Here is a 22,314-nt window from a genome sequence, read left to right on the forward strand (position 1 = left end):
ACTTTTTGAATATTGCGAGGCCGAAATGGCCAAAAGGCGTTGACGCTGCGCTAGCCCTACCGCAGGTTCGGCGAACAATAGGATCGGACGGCTGCGGATTCCACCGCAGAAACGCCCGACGCAAGCCGCCAAAAGCGCGGCAGGGAGAACGTTATGGGGGCAGGGGGCGGCCTTCAGGCTGAGCTCGCGGGCGTGAGAACGCTTCGCGGCGCTGTGGCTTGCGCGTCCTTCACCCGACCGAACCAATTGAAATCAAAGACGTCCATGGCGGCGCCGCCAGCCAGGCCCGCAGCCCCAAAGGCTGCGCGCCCGGTCGCCGAACATGGATCAACGCACAGGAAACATTGAGTTTAATCAAGGGCCTAGTCGGCCACTGGGGAGGTTACGTTGCAACACAAGGTTCGCCTTTTGGCGTCAAGCGCGCTGCTGATCGCCGCCGCTCTCGGATCATCCGCCCACGCCCAGTCGAAGTCCTCGACCACGGCGGCGGCCTCCAACACCATCGAGGAACTGGTGGTCACCGCCGAAAAGCGGAGCCAGAATCTGCAAGACGTGCCGGTGGCGATCACCGCGTTCACCTCCGCCAACCGTGACCTGATCGGCATCAACACCATCCAGGACATGACCAACTTCACGCCGGGTCTGGCCTACACCAGCGCCAATGACCGCGCCTCGCTCCGCGGCATCGGCCGTTTGTCGAACCAGCAGGCCCTGGCCACGTCCGTCGCGGTCTATGACGACGGCATCTTCACCAAATCCACGGTGACCGCCGGCAAGTCGCCGATCTTCACCGACCGGGTCGAGGTGCTGGCGGGCCCGCAAGGCACGCTGTACGGCCGCAACTCGATCGGCGGCGCGATCAACGTGATCTCCAAGCACCCGACCGAAGATCCCTACGCGGAAATCCGCGCCCGCTTCGAGAACTACCGCCACTTCCTGGTGGAAGCCGCGGTTTCCGGTCCGCTCGCGCCCGACCTGCAGTACCGCCTGGCGGGGAACTGGGAAAAGCAGAGCCAGGGCTATTTCACCAACATCGTTCCCGGCATGCCCACTGAAGGCAACGTGATCGACACCTACTTCATCGAAGGCCAACTGCAGGCGAAGTTCGGCGAGCACGCCGACGGCTGGATCAAGGCGGACATCGCCGGCTGGAACAACGGCGGCGGCGGACCGGGCGCGCGCGCCGGCTATTCGCCGGGGCCGTTCAACTTCGCCGAATTCGGCGGTCTGCTGGGGAACGCCGGGTTTGCCTGCTCCCCCGGCGGCGTGGTGACCCAGGTGGTCAACACCTCGCCGCTCGGCTGCGTCAACCCGGCCTCGAAGAATCCCCGCGATTTCGCGTCCAACATCCCGCAGAGCGTCTCGCTGGATGACACCTATATCATCAGCGCCAACTTCACCTGGCACGCCGACGGCTTCGACACGAAGTACATCGTCGGCGGCAACAACTACCACTACACGCTGATTTCGGACAACGGATCGGGGTCCATCTCCTCCTACGTCATTCCGATCAGCGGCACGGGCACCTGCTCGACGCTGTTCGTGACTCTGGGGGTCTGTACGCCTCTGAAGATCTTCCCGCGTTACGACCAGACCTATCAGGAGAACTTCCACAATATCAGCCACGAGATCGACTTCTCGTCGACCGGCAATGGCGCGCTGCAGTGGCTGGGCGGCCTCTACTACTACCGCGAGGGCATCCGGCAGCCGGAATATACGACCCTGCAGCAGCAGCCGCAGCTCTCCAACGGCTCGGCCGTGGTCGCCGCGGTGCCGTCGCTCATTCCCGGCGGGGCCGTCCCCCTGCCCTTCGCCAGCCGGCTGTTCGACGACCGCTCGTCGTTCCAGAACGAATCCTATGCGGTGTTCGGCCAACTCGACTGGAAGTTCACTGACAGCTGGAAGGCGACGCTCGGCCTGCGCTGGACCCACGACCACCTGTTCGGGCAGGAAGACAACCGCACCCTGTGCTTCGCCACCACGCCTTGCGGCACCACGCCGGAATCGCTGGGCAGCTTCACCCCGGTCGTCGACATCACCGCCTCGCTCGCCTACGGGCCGCTGCAGAGCCTGCTGGCCGGCGGTGCGCCGATTGCGCCGCCCAAGGGCGTGGTCGGTGGGGCTCACGCCACCACCGCCGGCGTCTGGTTCACGCCGGACGGCTACGGCCACCGCAAGTACGACCTTGAATCTCAGGCGACCACCGGCACCGCCGGCCTGCAGTGGGAGCCGACCAAGGACACCATGGTCTACGCCCGCTACAACCGCGGCTATAATGAAGGCGGCTGCGCCGTCGGCGTGACCACCACCCTCGGCTCGAACGCCTGCGTCGACCCCGAGCACGTCAACGACTACGAAGCCGGCATCAAGATGACGATCGGCCACAACCTGCAGGTCGACCTGGCGGGCTTCTACTACGACTTCCAGAACTACCAGGCCCCGCTGACCGTGGTGAACAACACCGGCGCCCTGGCGACCAGCGCCAGCGGCTATATCGACATCCCCAAGGCGGTGTCCGAGGGTATCGAGCTGGAGACCACCTGGACTCCGATCGACAACCTACGGATCCTGTTTACCTACGGCTACAACCCAACCCGCGTCACCGGCCTGACCAACGTGGTCGATCCGGCCGACCCGTTGGCCGTGCAGCCCGGCGCCAAGCCGGTGACGCCCGGCGCGCTGGTGAAGTGCACCGGCACCGGAAGCACGGTCACCGCGGCTAACCCGCTGCCGAACCCGCTCTGCGACAACAACACGGGCTTCGTGCAACGGCCGCAGAACCTCAGCGGCAATGAGCTGCCGCAGGCGGCGAAGAACAAGGTGGCGGTCAACTTCCTCTACACCTGGAACTTCGAGAAGGGTTCGCTGAGCCCGTCGGTCAGCTACGTCTGGCGCGACAAGCAGTACCCCAGCTTCTTCACGCGGGCCTACGACGCCTCGCCGTCGTGGGATCAGGTGGATGCGCGGATTACCTGGAAGGACAAGGACAACAAGTACACGGTGATCGCCTACGTCAAAAACATCGGCAACACCCTCGGCTACGACGGCGGCGCGGGTGGCGGGCGGAACAGCGGCCTCTACGCCAACAACGTCATCGCGGCGAGCCAGGGCACGAGCAACCCGATTGTCGCGGGCAATCCGGCCACGGCCACCACCACCAACGGCCTGCTCACCGGCACGGGCATCGGGCCGGGTTCGATCACCCAGTCCTACGTGATCACCCCGCCCCGGACCTACGGCATCGAACTGCAGTACCGCTTCTAGACCTTCTTAGAACTTCCGGTTCAGGGGGCGCGTCCGCAAGGACGCGCCCTTTGTATTTGTGGAGGAATTTAGCCTCATCGCGCTCGGCGAAGAGACCTGTCTACGATGTAAGATCAAAACCGTTGACGCCTCCCAGAGCCTACCCCACGGTCCCCGGACAAGGATCGGGCAGGCGCCGCGACCACGGCTCCAGGAAGTCCGACGACAAGTCGCGGGCGCGCGCGACGGGAGGACAGTATGGCGTCAAGCGTCAGGGCCGCAGCCTTCGGGCTTCATAGAGCCCAACGACCGTGAGCCTGTCGGTCGCACCGCCGCCGCTTCCAACGTCCATCAAGATCACCTACGGCGTCGGCTCGGTGGCCATGGGCGTGGTCCTGGCGGTCCTCTCCGCCTCGGTCGTGCAGCTCTACTTCAGCCGCGTGCTGGGCGTGCCAGCCATCTGGGTGGGGTCGGCGTTCCTGATCTCCATGGTGGCCGACGCGGTGATCGACCCCTTGATCGGGCAATGGACCGACAATCACCGGTCCAGGCTCGGACGGCGCCATCCCTTCATGTACGCCGCCGCCCTGCCGGCGGGCCTGTTCTTCTACATCCTGTGGCATGTGCCGGGCAGCCTCGGCGCCGGCGCGGTCTTCGCCTTCTCCATCGCCCTGATGCTGGGCGTGCGGCTTTCGCTGTCGCTCTACGAAGTGCCCTCCAACGCGCTCGCCCCGGAACTCGCGCCCGACTACGACCAGCGGACGTCGCTCTTCGCCTGGCGCTGGTTCTTCCTGGTCTTCGCCACCGCGGCGATGGAGTTCATCCTCTACGACGTGTTCCTGGCGAAGGGGCCGGCCAACCCCACCGGCGTCATGAACCGGGCGCGCTACGCCGAGTTCGGGACCCTGGGCGCGGCGGTGATGATCGTCTGCATCCTGGTGTCCTCGGCGGCGACCCACAACCGCATCCCCTACCTGCATCAGCCGCCGAAACGGCAGGTGACCTTCGCGGTGACGACGAAAGAGATCTTCGGCGCGGTCCTCAATCCGGCGCTGCTGTCGGTGATCATCGCCAACATCCTGGGCGGCGCCTCCTTCGGCATGCAGACGGGGCTCTCGACCTACTTCTATTTCGACCTTTGGCGGCTTTCGCCGCAGAACGTCGCCTATCTGGCGCCAGGCGGCCTGATCGCCTCAATGCTGGGTGTCTTCGCCGCGCCCGCCCTCTCCCGCAGATTCGGCAAGAAGACGACGATGATGTTCCTCTTCACCGTCACCCTGCTGGTGCAGCTGACGCCGATCTCGCTCAGGCTCCTGGGCCTGATGCCGCCCGACGGGACGCCGGCGCTGTTCGCCGCCCTCTTCGCCAGCGTGCTGCTCACCTACCTGCTGGCCCTGATGGGTCTGGTGGTCCTGTCTTCCATGGTCGCCGACGTGGTCGAAGACCAGGCGGTGAAATCCGGCACGCGGTCGGAAGGCGTGGTGTTCGCGACCAACGGGCTGGTGCCGAAGATCACCGCCGGGCTGGGCGCCTTCCTGGCGGGCGTCATGCTGACCCTTGTCCACTATCCGCTGGGCGCCGCGCCCGGGACGGTCCCCTGGGAGGACGTCCGGCGCCTGGCGATGCTCTATCTGCCGCTGCTGGCGCTGCTCACCGGCTCGTCGATCTGGGCGCTGAGCTTCTACAAGATCGACCGCGCGACCCACGAGGCGAACCTGGATCGCCTGCGCGAGGTCGCCGCGCTCGCGACGATCCAGGAGCCGCCGCTCTAAGGCCTAGCGCGAGAACAGGCCCATCATCAGCGGCCGCGCGAAGACCGCGGGCGCCGCCTTCTGGCCGACGTCCGGCACCCAGAAGGTGAGCTCGGCGCAGGCGTTGACCATGGCGTTCAGCATCTGGGCGGCCAGGAACGGGTCGACGGGCCGCACCGACCCCTCGGCGATGCCGTCGGAGATCATCGAGGCGAAGCGGTCGGAGACCTTGTCGCAGTGCTGCACCATCTGTCGGCGGATCTCCTCCGGCAGGGCGGCGAGCGCGGAGCTGCGCAACAAAGGTCCGTGTTCGGAGAGCTGGTATTCGGCCAAGGCGGCCGCGGCGCTGGAGAGCTTCGTCCACTGATCGCCCGGCAGGGTGAGCGACAGCCGCTGGACCCGGGTCATCACCTCGAAGGTGCGCTCGAAGCAGGCCACCACCAGGTCGTCCTTGGCGTCGTTGTGATGGTAGAAGCTGCCCTTGGTGACATTGAGCTCGGCCGAGATCTTGTCCACCGAGGCCCCGCGGTACCCCCGCGCGTTGATCAGCCGGGTGGCCGCCAGCAGGAAGGTCTCCCGGGCCATCTCCTGCCGGCCGCGCGGCGTGACCTCGGCCACCGGGACCGGCTGCGGCGCCCAGACCGAGCCGGCCGCGGCGAGCCCGCCGGTCAGGATGTCGTACATCCGCTCGCAGACCCGGCCGTAGTCCTCCGGATCGTATTTCGGCAGCCAGGCCGCGGCCCAGAACAGCTGGGCGAGCAGGAGTTGGGTCCTGGCCGTGCGCCGGCCCCGCGTCAGGCCATCGAACTCCGGCGCCTCGAACAGCTGCCGCAGCCGGCGGAACATCTTCATGTAGGCGGCGGAGACCTCGCCCCGTTGAGGCTGGGCGAGCGCGCGGATCTCGGAGAGCAGCGGCAGCGGCGCGACCTCGCCAAGCGCCGCGCGGCGCATCCGCTGCAGGTAGAGGTCGAGCAGGCAATGCAGGCGCTCGGCCGGCGTCGCCTTGGCCATGGCGACGTTGACGATCTCGCTCAGGCAGGCGACGCCGCGCATCATCACCGCGGCGGCCAGATCGTCCTTGCGCCGGAAATAGTAGGTGACGCTGGTGGTGGAGAGGCCGACCGCGGCGGCGGCGATCCCGAGCGTCAAACCCTTCACCCCGCGACTGTTCAACAGCTCGGTCGAGGTATCGAGAATCGACTCGCGCTTACGCTCGAACCGGTCCGTGGACTGGACCGCAACCTGAGCCATGTTTCGTTCCCAGCGTTTCTGTCGGGAACGTGTTTCATTCCCGTTATTTTGCGGAATTAGCGCATGGAATTCGCCGTCGCGCCAGCGACTTACGCATGCCCGACTTGAAGCAATCGACAGCGACGGCGCCGCTTGTTCGGCGATTGCGTTCTCTCAAATTCAGGTCTCGGAAAAGCCGAACGGCAGGCTGGTGCGGCGGATATCGTCGGGCAGGATCTGGCGGCCGATCGGGGGCTCCGAGCGCGCCGTGCATTCGGTCCGCTGGCAGAGCCGGCAGGTGACGCCGATGGGGGTCGCAGGCGCGTCTCCGGTAAGACCTCCAGCCGGCGCGCCCGCGGTGTAGATCAGCTTGCCGGCGTGCTCGGCCGCACAGCCGAGCGCGATGGCCCGCTCCACCCTGGGCGCCCCAAACGCGCCGCCGCCGGCGGTCACCGTGCGGGCGATGGAGAAGAACCGCTGGCCGTCGGGCAGCTCCAGCCACTGGGTGACAACCTCGCGGGGCGTGCGGAAGACGTGGTGGATCGACCACAGCGGGCAGCCGCCGCCGTGCCGCGCGAAGGGAAAGCCGGCCCCGTCCAGCCGCTTGGACACATTGCCGGCCGGGTCGACCCGGATGAAGAAGAACGGCACCCGCTCCTGGCCGGGCTTCTGCAGGGTGGTGAGCCGGTGCGCGGTCTGTTCGAAGGAGCAGCCGAACTGGCGGGCGAGCGCTTCCACGTCGTAGCGGCGGGCCTCTACCGCGCGCGCGAAGGCCGAATAGGGCATCAGGACCGCGGCGGCGGCGTAGCTGGCCAGCGCGCGCCGCGTCAGGCGCTCACCGCTTTCGCTGGCGAAACTGCCGCCCTCCAGCACCGCGTCGATCTCCGGCGCGAGCTCAAGATAGCAGAGCTGCAGCGCCAGCTGGAACGCCTGGCTGGCGGCGTCCAGGCTGTCGTCGAGCAGCACCTCCTGGCGGTGGCGGTCGAGACGGCGTGTCGAGCCGACCATGAAGCTCGCCGGAACGCGCCGCACCCGCAGCCCGTGGCGGGTCTGGAAATAGCTGGTGACGTTCTCGCGCGCGCCCACCTGCTGGGCCAGGCGTTCGGCCGCGTCGTCGAGCGTGGGGAAGCTGTTGCGCCGCGCCGCCAGGAACCGCCGCGACTCGGCCACGGGGTCCGACGCATCGTCGGCGTCTGCGCCGGCGGCGGCTGCGCCCCGGTCGGCGAAGGCGAGCTGGCCCTCCTGATAGGTGGTGTAGAGCCGCAAGAGCGCCTCGGTGACGCCCGGATAGTTGGTGGCCATGTCGGTGAGCTCGCCCGCCGCCCCATCGATGCCGGCGAACATCGGGTCCTTCAGCACCGCCTGCAGCCGCGCGGTGTCGTCCGCCGCGCCGCCGCCGAGGCTCCCCAGGTCGACGTCGTAGGTCTGGGCGAGCTTCAGCAGCAGGCCCGCGGTCAGCGGCCGGTTGTTGCGCTCAAGCAGCGCGATGTAGGAGGCCGAGACCTCTAGCGCCGCGGCCATGTCGGCCTGGGTCAGGCCAAGGTCGCGCCGCATCCGCCGAAGCCTGGGCCCCACATAGAGCCCGCGTTCCGTCGCCATAGGTCCGCCCACTGAGAACTTTACAGCCTTACAGCATAGTTCTGTAAAGTTTTACAGCTCAACCTTGCGCGGACTCGCCGCGGGGTGGCCTCGCGCGTTAGGGCCGAGGTCAAGTTCGAGGGTCTCCCCGCCTTCGACAGCATGGAAAACGCGTCATGGCCTATCAAGACCACATCATCGAGATGAGCCAGCTCATCAAGGGCAAGTCCGGCGCCTGGGACGGCATCAACGCCGAGGGCGTGGCCCGCATGCGGCTGCAGAACCGGTTCAAGACCGGCCTGGAGATCGCCAAATACACCGCCGGGATCATGCGCGAGGACATGGCCGCCTATGACGCCGACCCCGCCAACTACACCCAGAGCCTCGGCTGCTGGCACGGCTTCGTCGCCCAGCAGAAGATGATCTCGATCAAGAAGCACTTCGGCTCGACCAAGGGGAAGTACATCTACCTCTCGGGCTGGATGGTCGCCGCCCTGCGCTCCGACTTCGGGCCGCTCCCCGACCAGTCGATGCACGAGAAGACCTCGGTGCCGGCGCTGATCGAAGAAATCTACACCTTCCTCAAGCAAGCCGACGCGCGTGAGCTCTCCCTGCTGTTCCGCGACCTCGACGCGGCCCGCGCCGCCGGCGACGCCAAGAAGGAACAGAAGCTGATCGACGCCATCGACGGCTTCGAGACCCACGTGGTCCCGATCATCGCCGACATCGACGCCGGCTTCGGCAACGCGGAAGCGACCTATCTGCTGGCCAAGAAGATGATCGAGGCGGGCGCCTGCGCCCTGCAGATCGAAAACCAGGTCTCCGACGAAAAACAATGCGGCCACCAGGACGGCAAGGTCACCGTCCCGCACGAGGACTTCCTGGCCAAGGTGCGCGCCTGCCGCTACGCCTTCCTGGAGTTGGGCGTCGACAACGGCGTCATCGTCACCCGCACCGACAGCCTGGGCGCAGGCCTGACCAAGCAGATCGCCGTCAGCCACCAGCCGGGCGACCTGGGCGACCAGTACAACGCCTTCCTCGACTGCGAGGAGATCTCGCCGGCCGACATGAAGAACGGCGACGTGGTGCTGAACCGTGGCGGCAAGCTGCTGCGGCCCAAGCGCCTGCCGTCCAACCTCTTCCAGTTCCGCGCCGGCACCGGCGAGGACCGCTGCGTGCTCGACTCGATCACCTCGCTGCAGAACGGCGCGGACCTGCTGTGGATCGAGACCGAGAAGCCGCATATCGAGCAGATCGCCGGCATGATGGACCGCATCCGCGCCGTCATCCCCAACGCCAAGCTCGCCTACAACAACAGCCCCTCCTTCAACTGGACGCTGAACTTCCGCCAGCAGGTCTATGACGCCTGGGCCAAGGCTGGGAAGGACGTGTCCGCCTACGACCGCGAAAAGCTGATGAGCGTCGACTATGACTCGACCGCGCTCGCCATCGAGGCCGACGAGAAGATCCGCACCTTCCAGGCGGACGCCGCCAAGCGGGCCGGCATCTTCCACCACCTGATCACGCTGCCGACCTACCACACGGCCGCGCTCAGCACCGACAACCTGGCCAAGGAGTACTTCGGCGACCAGGGCATGCTGGGCTACGTCAAGAAGGTCCAGCGCGAGGAGATCCGCCAGGGCATCTCCTGCGTGAAGCATCAGAACATGTCGGGCTCCGACATCGGCGACGACCACAAGGAATATTTCGCGGGCGAGGCGGCGCTCAAGGCCGGCGGCGCGCACAATACCATGAACCAGTTCGCCTAAGACGGCGGAACTCGGTCGACCAGACTTGGCTCCCGCCGCAAGGCGGGGGCCTTTCTTTTCTTCAGCGCGGCTGCTTTCTGAGCGCAACGCCCCCTTGAACGCCTGCGGTCATCCCATGGACATCTCTCCCAAGCTTTCGGTCGACGACATCCTGGCCCGTTTCGTCGAGGACGAACTGTTGCCCGGGACCGAGGTTGGCGCCGCGACCTTCTGGTCGGCGCTGGAATCGATCCTCGCCGACTTCACGCCGCGCAACGCCGCCCTGCTAGCGCGCCGCGATGAGCTGCAGGCCCAGATCGACGCCTGGTGGCGCGCGCGCGAGGGCCAGGCCTTCGACGTCGCCGAGGAGACCGCCTTCCTGCGCGAGATCGGCTATCTGCAGCCCGAACCCGCGCCGTTCGAGATTTTGACGACCGGTGTCGATCCGGAGATCGCCAGGCTCGCCGGGCCGCAGCTGGTGGTGCCGGTCTCCAACGGCCGCTTCGCGCTGAACGCCGCCAACGCCCGCTGGGGCAGCCTCTACGACGCCCTCTACGGCACCGATGCGCTCAGCCCCCCGACCGGCAAGGGCGGCTATGACCGGCAGCGCGGCGGCCAGGTGATCGCCTACGCCAAGGCCTTCCTCGACCGCGCCGCGCCGCTCTCGACCGGCAGTCACGCGGACGCGGTCGGCTATATCGTCGGCCACGGCGGCCTGATCGTCCAGCTGGCCGGGGGCCAGGAGACGGCGCTGGCCGATCCGATCCAGTTCGTCGGCTGGCGAGGCGAGACCACCGCGCCGCAGGCGGTGCTGCTGGTTCACAACAGCCTGCACCTGGAAATCCAGATCGACCGCAGCCATTCGATCGGCAAGGACGATGCGGCGGGCGTCGCCGACGTGCTGGTCGAGGCCGCGCTCACCACCATCCAGGACTGCGAGGACTCCGTCGCCGCCGTGGACGCTGAGGACAAGGTCGGCGTCTACCGCAACTGGCTGGGCCTGATGCGCGGCGACCTCACCGCGACCTTCTCCAAGGGCGGCAAGACCGAGAGCCGCGCGCTCGCCGAGGACCGGGTCTATTCGACCCTTCGCGGCAGCCTGACGCTTCCTGGCCGTTCCCTGATGCTGGTGCGCAATGTCGGCCACCACATGACCAACGACGCCGCGCGCTATGCGGGCGAGCCGGCCTTCGAGACCGTGGTCGACGCGCTGGTCACCGTCACCGCCGCCCTGCATGACCTGAAGAGCGATGGCCGCAACTCCACCGCCGGCTCGGTCTATGTGGTGAAGCCGAAAATGCATGGGCCCGACGAGGTCGCGCTGGCGGTGCGGCTGTTCGGCCTTGTGGAGGAGGCGCTCGGCCTCGCGCCCAACACCGTTAAGCTCGGCGTCATGGACGAGGAGCGCCGCACCAGCGCCAACCTGGCGGCCTGCATCCACGCCGCGCGCGAGCGGATCGTGTTCATCAACACCGGCTTCCTCGACCGCACGGGCGACGAGATCCACACGGCGATGGAGGCCGGCCCGGTGGTGCGCAAGGACGCCATCAAGGCCGAACCCTGGCTGCCCGCCTACGAGAAGCGAAATGTCGAGATCGGCCTGGCCACGGGCTTCCCGGGCCGCGCCCAGATCGGCAAGGGCATGTGGGCCGCGCCCGACATGATGGCCGCCATGCTGGCCGCCAAGATCGGCCACCCCAAGGCCGGCGCCAACACCGCCTGGGTGCCCTCGCCGACCGCGGCGGTGCTGCACGCCCTGCACTATCACGAGGTCGACGTGCCGGCGCTGCAGGCGCGGATGGCCAAGGCCGGCGCGAAGACGGGCACGGACGAACTGCTCACTCCGCCGCTGGCGAAGTCCAACTGGAACGCCGCCGACGTTCAGGAGGAGCTCGACAACAACGCCCAAGGGATCCTCGGCTATGTGGTCCGCTGGATCGACCAGGGCGTCGGCTGCTCCAAGGTGCCGGACATCCACGACGTCGGCCTGATGGAGGATCGCGCGACCCTGCGCATCTCCAGCCAGCACATCGCCAACTGGCTGCATCACGGCGTCTGCAGCGAGGCCCAGGTGCGCGAGACCCTGACCCGGATGGCCAAGGTCGTGGACGCCCAGAACGCGGGTGATCCGGCCTACACGCCGATGAGCCCGGACCCGGCGAGGAGCGTCGCCTTCCAGGCCGCGCTCGACCTGGTCTTCCAGGGCCGCGCCCAGCCCAACGGCTACACCGAGCACATCCTCAGCGCGCGGCGCCGTGAGCGGAAAGCCCAAATCGCCGGCTGAGGCGTTGGCGGCCTAGAGCCCGCCGGCGAGCGCCAGCGCCACGCCGCCATCCACTGCGATGGTGTCGCCCACCACATAGTCGCCGGCCGGGCTCGCCAGATAGATCGCCGCGCAGGCCATGTCCTCGTCCTTGCCGATGCGGCGCGAGGGGATTCGCTTGGCCACGGCCTCGCCTTCGTCGCGGGCCACGCGGTTCATCTCCGACGCGAAGGCGCCGGGCGCGATCGCGGTGACGCAGATGTGGTCGGCGATCAGCGTCGCGGCCATCCGGCGGGTCAGGTAGATGAGCCCGGCCTTGGAGGCATGGTAGCTGTAGGTCTCCTGCGGATTGAGCCGGATGCCGTCGATCGAGGCGATGTTGATCACCTTCGCCGGCCGCTCATGCGTACCGGCCTTCTTCAGCGCGCTGTGCAGGGCCTGCGTGAGGAAGAACGGCGACTTCAGGTTCAGATTCAACACCTTGTCCCAGCCGCTCTCCGGGAACTCATCGAACGCTGCGCCCCAGGCCGCGCCGGCGTTGTTGACCAGGATGTCGAGCTTGTCCTCGTGGTCCAGATAGCGGCCGACGAACGACTTGATCCCCTCCATCGTCGACAGGTCCTGCGGGAGCGAGATGCAGTTCTCGCCGAGCTCCGCGGCGGTCTCATCGCATTGGCCGGCCTTGCGCGAGGTGATGTAGACCTTCGCGCAGCCCGCCTCGAGGAAGCCGCGGGCGATCATCTTGCCGATGCCCCGCGAGCCGCCGGTGACGATGGCGGTGCGGCCCTTCAGAGAGAACATGTCGAGCATCATGAGCGCTTCCCCGTTTGGTTGACGCGGCGAGCGCCGCTGTAGGCTTCCCAGACCCCTCGCACATTTGACTTGGAAGGGTCCAGCGGGGTCTGTAACAAGCGTTTGAATTTCGGGGCCGCCACCCCATTTTAGCGAGCGGTCCGCCAGCCATAGGGATGCTTCAGGCCATGACCGAGATCAATGCGGTGACCACGCTGACGCGCGACGGCGACATCGCCGTCATCACGCTGAACTCCCCGCCGGTGAACGCGCTCTCGGCCAAGGTCCGCGAAGGCCTGTTCGAGGGCTTCAAGGCCGCCGGCGCGTCCGACGCCAAGGCGATCGTGCTGATCTGCGAAGGCCGCACCTTCATCGCCGGCGCCGACATCAGCGAGTTCGGCGGCGCCATGGCGGGCCCGAGCCTCTTCGATGTGCAGGACATGATGGAGGGCTCGCCCATCCCCGTCGTCGCCGCGATCCATGGCACGGCGCTGGGCGGCGGCCTGGAGGTCGCGCTCTGCGCCCACTACCGCGTCGCTGTCCCGTCCGCCCGCGTCGGCCTGCCGGAGGTGGCGCTCGGTCTCCTGCCCGGCGCCGGCGGCACGCAACGCCTGCCGCGCATCGTCGGCGTCGAAGCCGCGCTCGACATGGTCACCTCCGGCCGCCATGTGCCGGCCAAGCAGGCGCTGGCCATGGGCCTGGTCGACGAGCTGGTGGAAGAGGGCAAGCTGCTGGAAGGCGCGCTGGCCTTCGCCAGCAAGGCGGTCGCCGAGAACAAGCCGCTGGTGAAGGTGCGCGACAACAACGCCAAGCTCGAGGCCGCCAAGGGCCATCCGGAAATCTTCGCCGATTTCCGCAAGGCCAATGCGCGCAAGTTCCGCGGCTTCATGGCCCCGGAAAACAACATCAAGGCGGTCGAGGCGGCGGTGAATTCGGCCAGCTTCGACGAGGGCCTGAAGGCCGAGCGCAAGCTCTTCACCGAGCTGATGATGGGCGCCCAGTCGGCGGCCCAGCGCTACTATTTCTTCGCCGAACGGCAGGCGAACAAGATCCCCGACGTGCCGGACGACACGCCGATCCGCCCGATCAAGAAGGTCGGCATCCTGGGCGCCGGCACCATGGGCGGCGGCATCGCCATGAACTTCCTCAACACCGGCATCCCGGTGACCATCGTCGAGGTGCAGGAAGCCGCTTTGGAACGCGGCCTCGCCACGATCCGCAAGAACTACGAGCGCTCGCGCACCGCCAAGCCAGAGGAGACCGAGGCGCGGATGGCGCTGCTCTCCGGCTCGCTGGACTTCGAGAAGCTCGCCGACTGCGACCTGATCATCGAGGCCGTCTTCGAGCGGATGGACATCAAGAAGGACATCTTCGCCCGCCTGGACAAGGTGGCCAAGCCCGGCGCCATCCTGGCGTCGAACACCAGCTACCTCGACATCGACGAGATCGCTTCGGTGACCAGCCGGCCTGGGGACGTGATCGGCCTGCACTTCTTCTCGCCGGCCAATGTCATGAAGCTGCTGGAGATCGTGCGCGGCGAGAAGACCGCCAAGGACGTCATCGCCACCTCGATGAAGCTCGCCAAGCAGATCGGCAAGATCGCGGTCCTGGCCGGCGTGTGCCCAGGCTTCATTGGCAACCGGATGCTCTCCCAGCGACAGCGTGAGGCCCAAAAGCTGGTCATGGAAGGCGCCATGCCCTGGGACATCGACCGGGTGCTCTACGACTTCGGCTTCCCCATGGGCCCGTTTGCGATGAGCGATCTGGCCGGCCTCGACATCGGCTGGGTGAAGGAGAACTCCAAGGGCGAGACCATCCGCGACGTGCTCTGCGAGATGGACCGCCGCGGCCAGAAGACCGGCGCGGGCTACTACGACTACGACGAAAAGGGCGCCGCCAAGCCCAGCCCCGTCACCGAGAAGATCATCAACGACTTCATCGTCAAATCGGGCGCCAACCCGCGCAAGATCGGCGACGAGGAGATCCTCGAACGCTGCGTCTATCCGATGATCAACGAGGGCGCGAAGATCCTCGAAGAGGGCAAGGCGATCCGCCCCTCCGACATCGATGTGGTCTGGATCAACGGCTACGGCTGGCCGGTCTACCGCGGCGGCCCGATGCACTACGGCGACCAGGTCGGCGCGGACAAGGTGCTGGCCAAGATGAAGGAATTCCAGGCGACCATGGGCGAGGCGTTCAAGCCCTCGGCGCTGCTCGAGAAGCTGGTCGCCGAGGGCAAGAAGTTCTCCGACCTCAAGGCCTAACTCCTCCCCGAAAGCAGGACACTCCCCATGCGTGAAGCCGTCATCGTCGCCGCCCGCCGGACCCCCATCGGCAAGGCCTACCGCGGCGCGTTCAACAACACCTATGGCGCGACGCTGGGCGGTCACGCCATCGCCGCGGCGATCGAGCAGGCCGGCATCGACCCGGGCGAGGTCGATGACATCGCCATGGGCTGCGCCCTGCAGCAGGGCACGACGGGCAACAACATCGCCCGCCAGGCGGCGCTGCGGGCGGGCCTTCCCAACACCGTCGCCGGCATGACCATCGACCGCCAGTGCAGCTCCGGCCTGATGGGTGTCGCCACCGCCGCCAAGTACATCATCAACGACGGCGCCCCGATCGCCATCGGCGCCGGCATCGAGTCGATCAGCCTGGTTCAGAACGGCCACATCAACGGCTTCATGGCCGTCGATCCGTGGCTGAAGGAGAACGTGCCCGAACTCGGCACCTCGATGATCGAGACCGCCGAGATCGTCGCCGAGCGCTACGGCGTCAGCCGCGAGGCGCAGGACGAATACGCCCTCCAGTCGCAGCAGCGCACCGCCCAGGCCCAGTCGGAAGGCCGCTTCGACCGGGAGATCGCGCCCATGACCACGGTCATGAAGGTGCTGGTCAACAAGGAGACCGGCGAGACGGCGGATAAGGAAATCACCATCGGCGCCGACGAGGGCAACCGCCCGCAGACGACGCTCGCCGACCTGCAGAAGCTTACACCCGTGTTCAAGGGCGGCCGCTACGTCCAGGAGGGCAAGTACGTCACCGCCGGCAACGCCAGCCAGCTCTCCGACGGCGCCGCAGCGGTGGTGCTGATGGAGCGCAAGGAAGCCGAGAAGCGTGGCCTGGAGGCGCTGGGCGCCTATCGCGGCATGGCCGTCGCCGGCTGCGGCCCGGAGGAGATGGGCATCGGCCCGGTGTTCGCGATCCCGAAACTGCTCGAGCGCAACGGCCTGACCATCGACGACATCGACATCTGGGAGCTGAACGAGGCCTTCGCGAGCCAGGTTCTCTATTGCCGCGACAAGCTCGGCATCGACCCGGCGAAGTACAACGTCTCCGGCGGCTCGATCTCCATCGGCCATCCCTACGGCATGACCGGCGCCCGCTGTACCGCCCACCTGATGTATGAGGGCAAGCGCCGCAAGGCCAAGTACGGCGTCGTCACCATGTGCGTCGGCGGCGGCATGGGGGCTGCGGGGCTGTTCGAGATTTTCTAATCTGGATCCTCCCCATTGGGGGAGGTGGCTCGGTGCGTAGCGCCGAGACGGAGGGGGTTTCATCCGCGGCGGATGGACCGTGGGTGCAACCCCCTCAGTCAGTCTTCGCTGACAGCTCCCCCTCAATCGCGCTCCGCGCTGGGGGAGCATCTCTGGGGCAGCATCTTAAGTTGGACGCGCCCTCCTGGGCGCTCTCCGCCTTAAATCTCACGGCAGATGCGAGCCTTCCGGTCTCGGCAAGTCAAGGACGCGCTCTTCGGCGCGCCGCGTCGCGGCCGGGCAAAGCCCGATCCTTGAGTTGCCGAGACCGGAAGGCAAACTGGCCGCCAGGAGATCTATGGCTCGGTCCGTCCGATGGACTAGACTCGGACAAATGGACGGTGCGCCAACATACAAGATCGAAGAGTTAGCCGGATCACGCTGGTGGTGGCTGCTGTTTGCACCTTCCATCGCGCTCTGCCTAAGCGCGCTCGTAGTTGTCCGCGAAGGTCTGCATGACGTCACCATTGGCGATCGAGAACTAGTGGCATCAGCCCGCGTCACTTCCTATGACCCCGAGAACCACCTCTACAGCTACGTCTTCACATATGGAGAGGGGCAGTACGCGGGTAACGGCCATCCATTGGACGGAACCCTTAGGGTCGGCCAGCAGACACCAACCTACTTTGACCCCATCGCACCGCAGGACAACGCTCTGATCGATTTCAGGAGCAGCGGGCGAAGCACCCTGTTCGGGCCGACGTGGCTCCTGGGCGTCTGCGCGATTGCTCTTGTGGTTTTCCCGCTGAAACTCAGGCAGCGCGCGCTGGCGGCCACCTCGCCCCTAGCTCACCCCTCCGCGTCGATCTGAGCGAACGTCAGCCCCTTGGTCTCCTTCGCGAGCAGCACCGCCACGAAGCTGACCGCGCACGACCCCGCCAGGTAGATCGAGATCGGCAGGGACGAGTGGTAGTGCTTGAACAGCGCCAGCGAGATCAGGGGCGCCCAGGACCCGCCGACGATCGAGGTCACCTGGTAGCAGAGCGAGGCGCCGGAATAGCGGATCCGGGTCGGGAAGAGCTCGGCGATGAAGGCGCCCTGCGGACCGTTCATGGCGGAGTGCACGGTGACGCCGACGGCCATCGCCAGGATGATCAGGGCCGGGCTTCGGGTCTCCAATAGCGGGTAGAAGGCGAAGGCCCAGACGATCAGGCCCGCGGCGCCGAAGCCATAGACCGGCCGCCGGCCGATCCTGTCCGAGAGCCAGCCCCAGAGCGGCATGGTCAGCGCCCCCAGCGCCGCGCCGACGAGCACCCCGTTCAGGGCCACGCTGCGCGACAGGTGCAGCATCTCGGTGATGTAGGTGATGCCGAAGGCGGTCATCAGGTAGAAGCTGATATTCTCCCCGAACTTCAGCCCGCCGCCCAGCACTACCTGCCAGGGCCGGCGCTTCAGGGTCTCCAGCACCGGCGCGCTGTGCGCCTGCGCCGCCTCCAGCGCCGCCTCGAACACCGGCGTCTCCTCCAGCGAGGCGCGCACCCACAGGCCAATGACGATCAGCACGACCGACAGCAGGAACGGGATGCGCCAGCCCCAGGCCAGGAAGTCCTCGGGCTTCAGCGTCGCCGCCAGGATCGCCAGCACCAGCGTCGCCAGGAAGTTTCCGAACCCGCCGCCGGCCTGGGTGAAGCCGGTCCACAGGCCGCGGCGCTTGGCGTCGCCGAATTCCGCCGACATCAGGATCGCGCCGCCCCACTGGCCGCCCAGGCCAAAGCCCTGCGCGAGCCGCAGGATCACCAGCATGATCGGCGCGGCGATCCCGGCCTGGCTGTAGGTCGGCAGGACGCCGATCAGGAAGGTCGCCACCCCCATGATCAGCATGCTGATGGTCAGGATCGTCTTGCGGCCCACCCGGTCGCCGTAGTGGCCGAAGATCACCCCGCCGAACGGCCGCGCCAGGAAGCCGACGCCATAGGTCGCAAACGCCAGCATCGTCCCGGTGAGCGGGGTGGAGCTGGTGAAGAACACCTTGCCGAACACCAGGGCGGCGGCCGAGCCATAGAGCAGGAAGTCATACCACTCGACCGTCGTGCCGATGGCGCTGGCGAAGATCACCTTGCCGCCCAGGCGCGGCTTAGTGGGCGCAGCGTCCGCTGTGACCGCGCTCATTTTAACGCGTCGATTTCGGCGAAGGTCAGGCCCTTGGTCTCCCGGGCCTTGAGGGCGGAAAACGCGCTGATCGCGCCGGCGATGGCCAGGTAGATCGCGATCGGGACCCAGGACTTGAAGCGGTCCAGCAGCGCCAGTGCGATGATCGGGGCGAGCGAGCCGGCGAAGATCGAGGTGCCCTGGTAGGCGAGCGAGGCGCCGGAATAGCGCATCCGCGTCGGGAACAGCTCGGCGATGAACGCCGCCTGCGGGGCGTACATCAGCGCGTGGCAGACCAGGCCGCCGATCATGGCCAGCACGATGAGCGGCGTCTGGCCGGTGTCGATCAGGCGGAAAAAGACAAAGCCCCAGCCGGCGATGCCGACCGCCCCCAGGACATAGAGCGGACGTCTGCCCACCTTATCGGAAAGCGCCGCGAAGATTGGGATCAGCACCACCTCAACCGCCGTGCCGATCAGCATGGCGTTCAGCGCCTGGGACCGCGTCAGGTGCGCGTGGTCGACGATGTAGGTCAGGCCGAAGGTGGTGACGACATAGAAGCTGATGTTCTCGGCGACCCGCAGGCCCGCCCCGATGGCGATGCCGCCCGGCCGTTCGCGGATGGCGTCCATCATCGGCGCCTTGGGCGGCGCGCCGGCGTCGTCCAGCGCCTGCTGGAAAAGCGGGCTCTCGGCCAGGCTGATCCGCACCCAATAGCCGATCAGCACCAAGACGCCCGACAGCAGGAACGGCACGCGCCAACCCCAGGCCAGGAAGTCGGCGTTGGACTGGATCGCCGACATGATCGCCAGGACCGCGGCGGCCAGCAGGTTGCCGGCTGGAACCCCCGCCTGCGGCCAGCCGGCCCAGAAGCCGCGCCGGCGCGCGTCGCCGTATTCGGTGACCATCAGCACCGCGCCGCCCCACTCGCCGCCGACCGCGAAGCCCTGCACCAGCCGCAACAACACGAGCCCCAGCGGCGCGAGCAGCCCCACCTGGGCGAAGGTCGGCAGGACGCCGATCAGCATGGAGGATCCGCCCATCAGGAGCAGGCTCAGCATCAACAGCTGCTTGCGCCCGATCCGGTCGCCGAAGTGGCCGAAGATCAGCCCGCCCAGCGGCCGCGCCGCGAAGCCGAGCGCATAGGTCGCGAAGGACAGCATGATGCCCGTGGCGTGCTCGGCCTTGGGGAAGAACAGCTTGCCGAACACCAGCGCCGAGGCCGAGCCGTAGAGGAAGAAGTCGTACCACTCGATGGTGGTGCCGATCATCGAGGCGGCCACCACCTTGCGCAGACTGGCGATGGGCGCGGGCGTCCCGGCGGATGCGGTGGTCAACGAAATTCCCTCCCGAAGGCCCGCTCTGGCGGCGGGCTTGGAGGGTGCAGATGACCGCGAACGGTCGGCGCTTACAAGAGCGGGGCGCCGCTAGGCGAAATCCCTCGCCAGTTCGGCGCGTGTCGCGGGCGTCAGGCCGGCCAGGTGGCTGTACTGCTCGTGGTCGCAGCCGATCAGGATCTGGGTCGCCGGATCGCGGAACCGGGCGATCTGATCGGGGGTCAGGACGAAGCGCAGGAAGTGGACCGACGAGGTCTTGCCGTCCTCGCGGGTGCGCTCGACGTCGCCCTCCGGCTCGCCCGTCGCGCGGGTCTCGCCGACCTGGATGAAGAAGCGGTCCTCGACGCCGCCCAGACGGCTGAGCGCGGCCTCGCGCCGGACCTCGTCGTCGATCTCGAACATCACCGTCGCCACGAGTTCCGACCCTTGCGGGATCAGCGGATTGTAGGCGGCGAGCTCGTCGGGGACCTGCTCGGCGCCGCCGCGCTCGGTGAGCAGCATCTCCTGCACCTGGAAGAGCATGGTGTCGTAGTTCTCGAAGATGAAGGTGCAGATCGGTCCAAGCGGCACGCGGCGCAGGCGCTTGACCGGCAACAGCGCCGCGCGGCGCTCCCGCCGCTCCTTGGCGTAGTCGGCGTCGGGGATCAGGTCGGCGGGGGTTATCTGGCGGGCGGCGGCGGGCATGCTGTTTCTCAGAGCGCGTAAGCGCGGGCGAAAATTTCGATCGGGTGCGCCTGGCGCGGCGCAGCATGGGCCTCGGCGGAGGTCTCGGCGACCATCAGCTGGCCCAGGTGCTTGCAGGCCAGCGGGCAGTCCGAGCAGAGATTGTCCGTCGCCTTCTGCGCGGCCTGGCGCGCGGCCGGGCGGCCCACCTTGTTGGCGACCGCGTGCGTGGCCTTCATCACCCCGAAGGTGCCGCCGTGGCCGGAGCAGCGCTCCACCAGCTCGACCCGGGTGTCAGGGATCAGGCGCAGCATCTCGGCGGACTTGGCGCCCATGTTCTGCGCCCGGGCGTGGCAGGCGTGGTGCAGGGTGACGCCGCCCTCGACGGGGGTCAGGCCGGGCGCCAGGCCGAAGCTCTTCTGCAGGTCCACGACATATTCGCAGATGTCCTTGGTCGCCGCGGAGAGCGTCACGACCGCCTTGTCAGCCGGCTCGATCAGCGGCCACTCGAACTTCATCATCAGGCCGCAAGAGGCGGTGAGCGCGACCACGTCATAGCCGTCGGCGATATAGGGCGCGAAGACTGCCGCCACGCGGCCCGCGCGGCCGGCGACGTCGGCCAGGTCCCCGGCTTCCAGCTGCGGCATGCCGCAGCATTCCGGATAGACCAGCTTCACCTCGACGCCCTGCAGGGCCAGGACCTTGGCCGCGGCGACCGCCGTGTCGGGTTCGTTGTAGTCGACGAAGCAGGTCGCATAGAGCGCAACCTTGCGCTGGCCGAACGCAGGGCCCGCGGGGTTGGGCGCCAGTGGGTTCTTCAGCCGGTCGGTCGCCGTGCGCGAATGGTACTTGGGCAGCTCCGCCTCGGCGTCGATCTGGGCGATCGCCTCCAGCAGTTTGCGCAGCGGCGTGTTCGCCCGCGCGCTCATGGCGTTGACGACGCCGGCGAAGGGCTTGGCGAGCTTGCCGTTGCGGTCGGTCTTGCCCAGCTGTTCGCGCACGAACTCCCGGTGGCCGGCTTTCCGCTTGGCGGCGCGGTAGCGCAGGATCAGGTGGGGGATGTCGATGTCGAAGGGGTGCGGCGGGACGTATGGGCACTTGGTCAGGAAGCACATGTCGCAGAGCGTGCAGGCCTCATCGACCTTGGCGTAGTCGCTCTTCGGCACGCTATCGAGCTCGCCGGTCTTGCTCTCGTCGATCAGGTCGAAGAGCCGGGGAAAGCTGTCGCACAGGTTGAAGCAGCGGCGGCAGGTGTGACAGACGTCGAACTGACGCTCCATCTCCGCCTCGACCGCGGCGAGGTCGTAATAGGCCTCGTCCTGCCAGGCGATGGGATGGCGGAACGGCGCGTCGAGGCTGCCCTCGCGCGGGGGACCGGCGATCGATGATTTGCCGTCTTCGCTCATGCGTCCCGTCCCAAGCGAGCTGTCATCCCGGTTTGGCGGCACGCCAAGACCGGGACCCATAAACGCTTACTTCGAAGGCTTCGCTCGGCGCCGCCGCGGACCGCCTGCGACGCCGAGTCTATGGGTCCCGGTCTTCGGCTGCGCCGAAACCGGGATGACACCGATGGTTAGTCCAGCGTATCGAGCGCGCGCTGGAAGCGGCCGGCGTGGGACTTCTCGGCCTTGGCCAGCGTCTCGAACCAGTCGGCGATCTCGTCGAAGTTCTCGTCGCGGGCGGTGCGCGCCATGCCCGGGTACATGTCGGTGTATTCGTGGGTCTCGCCGGCGATGGCGGCCTTCAGGTTGAGCGCAGTGCCGCCGATCGGGAGGCCCGTGGCGGGGTCGCCGACGGCTTCCATGAACTCCAGGTGGCCGTGCGCGTGGCCGGTCTCGCCCTCAGCCGTCGAGCGGAACACGGCGGCCACGTCGTTGTAGCCTTCCACGTCGGCCTTCTGCGCGAAGTAGAGGTAGCGCCGGTTCGCCTGGCTCTCGCCCGCGAAAGCGGCCTTGAGGTTGTCGAGGGTTTTGCTGGTGGCCAGGCTCATCGTCGTCTCCTTTGGCGGTCCGCCGGCCGGCGCCGGCGCTAAGTCATCTCAATGCCTGACTATGGCGGCCCAGGGACAATAGAGATAATCGTTTT

15 protein-coding genes are annotated in these 22,314 nt (G+C 67.4%); 7 read left to right on the forward strand and 8 right to left on the reverse strand.

The genetic code is table 11. From position 1 onward, the window contains the following. Window positions 1–387: 387 nt before the first annotated feature. The gene (locus tag VKQ35_RS10365; protein ID WP_324361217.1) at window positions 388–3,264 is read left to right on the forward strand and encodes a TonB-dependent receptor; all 2,877 of its coding nucleotides are present in this window, start codon (window positions 388–390) and stop codon (window positions 3,262–3,264) included. 290 nt (window positions 3,265–3,554) lie between these two features. Further along, window positions 3,555–5,015, forward strand: coding sequence for an MFS transporter (locus tag VKQ35_RS10370; RefSeq protein ID WP_324361219.1), 1,461 nt, complete (start codon window positions 3,555–3,557; stop codon window positions 5,013–5,015). 3 nt (window positions 5,016–5,018) lie between these two features. On the opposite strand, the gene VKQ35_RS10375 is transcribed toward VKQ35_RS10370, so the two are convergent. Beyond that, a complete protein-coding gene (locus VKQ35_RS10375) occupies window positions 5,019–6,245 on the reverse strand; it encodes a TetR/AcrR family transcriptional regulator (protein WP_324361221.1) in 1,227 nt (408 codons plus the stop codon). Between the two features lie 159 nt (window positions 6,246–6,404). Beyond that, window positions 6,405–7,823, reverse strand: a complete 1,419-nt coding sequence (locus tag VKQ35_RS10380) for a helix-turn-helix domain-containing protein (RefSeq protein WP_324361223.1) — start codon at window positions 7,821–7,823, stop codon at window positions 6,405–6,407. Window positions 7,824–7,978: 155 nt separating this feature from the next. Between VKQ35_RS10380 and VKQ35_RS10385 the strand changes: the two genes are divergently transcribed. Together VKQ35_RS10385 and VKQ35_RS10390 are read left to right on the forward strand one after the other, a co-directional pair. Next, window positions 7,979–9,571 carry an isocitrate lyase gene (locus VKQ35_RS10385; protein WP_324361225.1) on the forward strand — a complete coding sequence of 531 codons (1,593 nt, stop codon included), beginning with the start codon at window positions 7,979–7,981 and terminating at the stop codon, window positions 9,569–9,571. Window positions 9,572–9,686: 115 nt separating this feature from the next. Then, complete coding sequence (locus VKQ35_RS10390) at window positions 9,687–11,834, forward strand: malate synthase G (protein WP_324361227.1); 2,148 nt, start codon at window positions 9,687–9,689, stop codon at window positions 11,832–11,834. A gap of 12 nt (window positions 11,835–11,846) precedes the next feature. Here VKQ35_RS10390 and VKQ35_RS10395 read toward each other — a convergent pair whose 3' ends face one another. After that, window positions 11,847–12,626: an SDR family oxidoreductase gene (locus VKQ35_RS10395; RefSeq protein ID WP_324361229.1), complete on the reverse strand. Its 780-nt coding sequence runs from the start codon at window positions 12,624–12,626 to the stop codon at window positions 11,847–11,849. 167 nt (window positions 12,627–12,793) lie between these two features. Between VKQ35_RS10395 and VKQ35_RS10400 the strand changes: the two genes are divergently transcribed. The 3 genes from VKQ35_RS10400 (at window position 12,794) to VKQ35_RS10410 (ending at window position 16,952) form a co-directional block, all read left to right on the forward strand. Continuing rightward, the gene (locus VKQ35_RS10400; protein ID WP_324361231.1) at window positions 12,794–14,869 is read left to right on the forward strand and encodes a 3-hydroxyacyl-CoA dehydrogenase NAD-binding domain-containing protein; all 2,076 of its coding nucleotides are present in this window, start codon (window positions 12,794–12,796) and stop codon (window positions 14,867–14,869) included. A gap of 27 nt (window positions 14,870–14,896) precedes the next feature. Next, on the forward strand, window positions 14,897–16,102 hold the full coding sequence (locus VKQ35_RS10405) for an acetyl-CoA C-acyltransferase (protein ID WP_324361233.1): 1,206 nt from the start codon (window positions 14,897–14,899) through the stop codon (window positions 16,100–16,102). Window positions 16,103–16,475: 373 nt separating this feature from the next. After that, the gene (locus VKQ35_RS10410) at window positions 16,476–16,952 is read left to right on the forward strand and encodes a hypothetical protein (RefSeq protein WP_324361235.1); all 477 of its coding nucleotides are present in this window, start codon (window positions 16,476–16,478) and stop codon (window positions 16,950–16,952) included. Here VKQ35_RS10410 and VKQ35_RS10415 read toward each other — a convergent pair. The 5 genes from VKQ35_RS10415 to VKQ35_RS10435 all read right to left on the reverse strand — a co-directional run bounded on the left by VKQ35_RS10415 (window position 16,931) and on the right by VKQ35_RS10435 (window position 22,219). Next, entirely contained in the window at window positions 16,931–18,250 is a 1,320-nt protein-coding gene (locus tag VKQ35_RS10415; protein ID WP_324361237.1) for an MFS transporter, read from the reverse strand. The two genes, VKQ35_RS10410 and VKQ35_RS10415, sit on opposite strands and share 22 nt — an antisense overlap. Beyond that, window positions 18,247–19,566 carry an MFS transporter gene (locus tag VKQ35_RS10420; protein ID WP_324361239.1) on the reverse strand — a complete coding sequence of 440 codons (1,320 nt, stop codon included), beginning with the start codon at window positions 19,564–19,566 and terminating at the stop codon, window positions 18,247–18,249. Before VKQ35_RS10420 ends, VKQ35_RS10415 begins: the two co-directional genes overlap by 4 nt. Before the next feature lie 90 nt (window positions 19,567–19,656). After that, window positions 19,657–20,250, reverse strand: a complete 594-nt coding sequence (locus tag VKQ35_RS10425) for a DUF3501 family protein (protein ID WP_324361241.1) — start codon at window positions 20,248–20,250, stop codon at window positions 19,657–19,659. An 8-nt stretch (window positions 20,251–20,258) separates the two neighbouring features. Further along, window positions 20,259–21,635, reverse strand: a complete 1,377-nt coding sequence (locus VKQ35_RS10430) for a heterodisulfide reductase-related iron-sulfur binding cluster (protein ID WP_324361243.1) — start codon at window positions 21,633–21,635, stop codon at window positions 20,259–20,261. A 167-nt stretch (window positions 21,636–21,802) separates the two neighbouring features. Continuing rightward, entirely contained in the window at window positions 21,803–22,219 is a 417-nt protein-coding gene (locus VKQ35_RS10435) for a rubrerythrin family protein (protein ID WP_324361245.1), read from the reverse strand. Between the last annotated feature and the right edge of the window lie 95 nt (window positions 22,220–22,314).

Origin of the sequence: Phenylobacterium sp. (assembly GCF_035309685.1) — a bacterium.
Lineage (GTDB): Bacteria > Pseudomonadota > Alphaproteobacteria > Caulobacterales > Caulobacteraceae > Phenylobacterium.

Bases quoted from the DNA above. Each gene is read 5' to 3' on its own strand.
- VKQ35_RS10375 (WP_324361221.1), bottom strand. From the start codon at position 6,245: ATGGCTCAGGTTGCGGTCCAGTCCACGGACCGGTTCGAGCGTAAGCGC.
- VKQ35_RS10380 (WP_324361223.1), bottom strand. From the start codon at position 7,823: ATGGCGACGGAACGCGGGCTCTATGTGGGGCCCAGGCTTCGGCGGATG.
- VKQ35_RS10385 (WP_324361225.1), top strand. From the start codon at position 7,979: ATGGCCTATCAAGACCACATCATCGAGATGAGCCAGCTCATCAAGGGC.
- VKQ35_RS10390 (WP_324361227.1), top strand. From the start codon at position 9,687: ATGGACATCTCTCCCAAGCTTTCGGTCGACGACATCCTGGCCCGTTTC.
- VKQ35_RS10395 (WP_324361229.1), bottom strand. From the start codon at position 12,626: ATGATGCTCGACATGTTCTCTCTGAAGGGCCGCACCGCCATCGTCACC.
- VKQ35_RS10400 (WP_324361231.1), top strand. From the start codon at position 12,794: ATGACCGAGATCAATGCGGTGACCACGCTGACGCGCGACGGCGACATC.
- VKQ35_RS10405 (WP_324361233.1), top strand. From the start codon at position 14,897: ATGCGTGAAGCCGTCATCGTCGCCGCCCGCCGGACCCCCATCGGCAAG.
- VKQ35_RS10410 (WP_324361235.1), top strand. From the start codon at position 16,476: ATGGACGGTGCGCCAACATACAAGATCGAAGAGTTAGCCGGATCACGC.
- VKQ35_RS10415 (WP_324361237.1), bottom strand. From the start codon at position 18,250: ATGAGCGCGGTCACAGCGGACGCTGCGCCCACTAAGCCGCGCCTGGGC.
- VKQ35_RS10425 (WP_324361241.1), bottom strand. From the start codon at position 20,250: ATGCCCGCCGCCGCCCGCCAGATAACCCCCGCCGACCTGATCCCCGAC.
- VKQ35_RS10430 (WP_324361243.1), bottom strand. From the start codon at position 21,635: ATGAGCGAAGACGGCAAATCATCGATCGCCGGTCCCCCGCGCGAGGGC.
- VKQ35_RS10435 (WP_324361245.1), bottom strand. From the start codon at position 22,219: ATGAGCCTGGCCACCAGCAAAACCCTCGACAACCTCAAGGCCGCTTTC.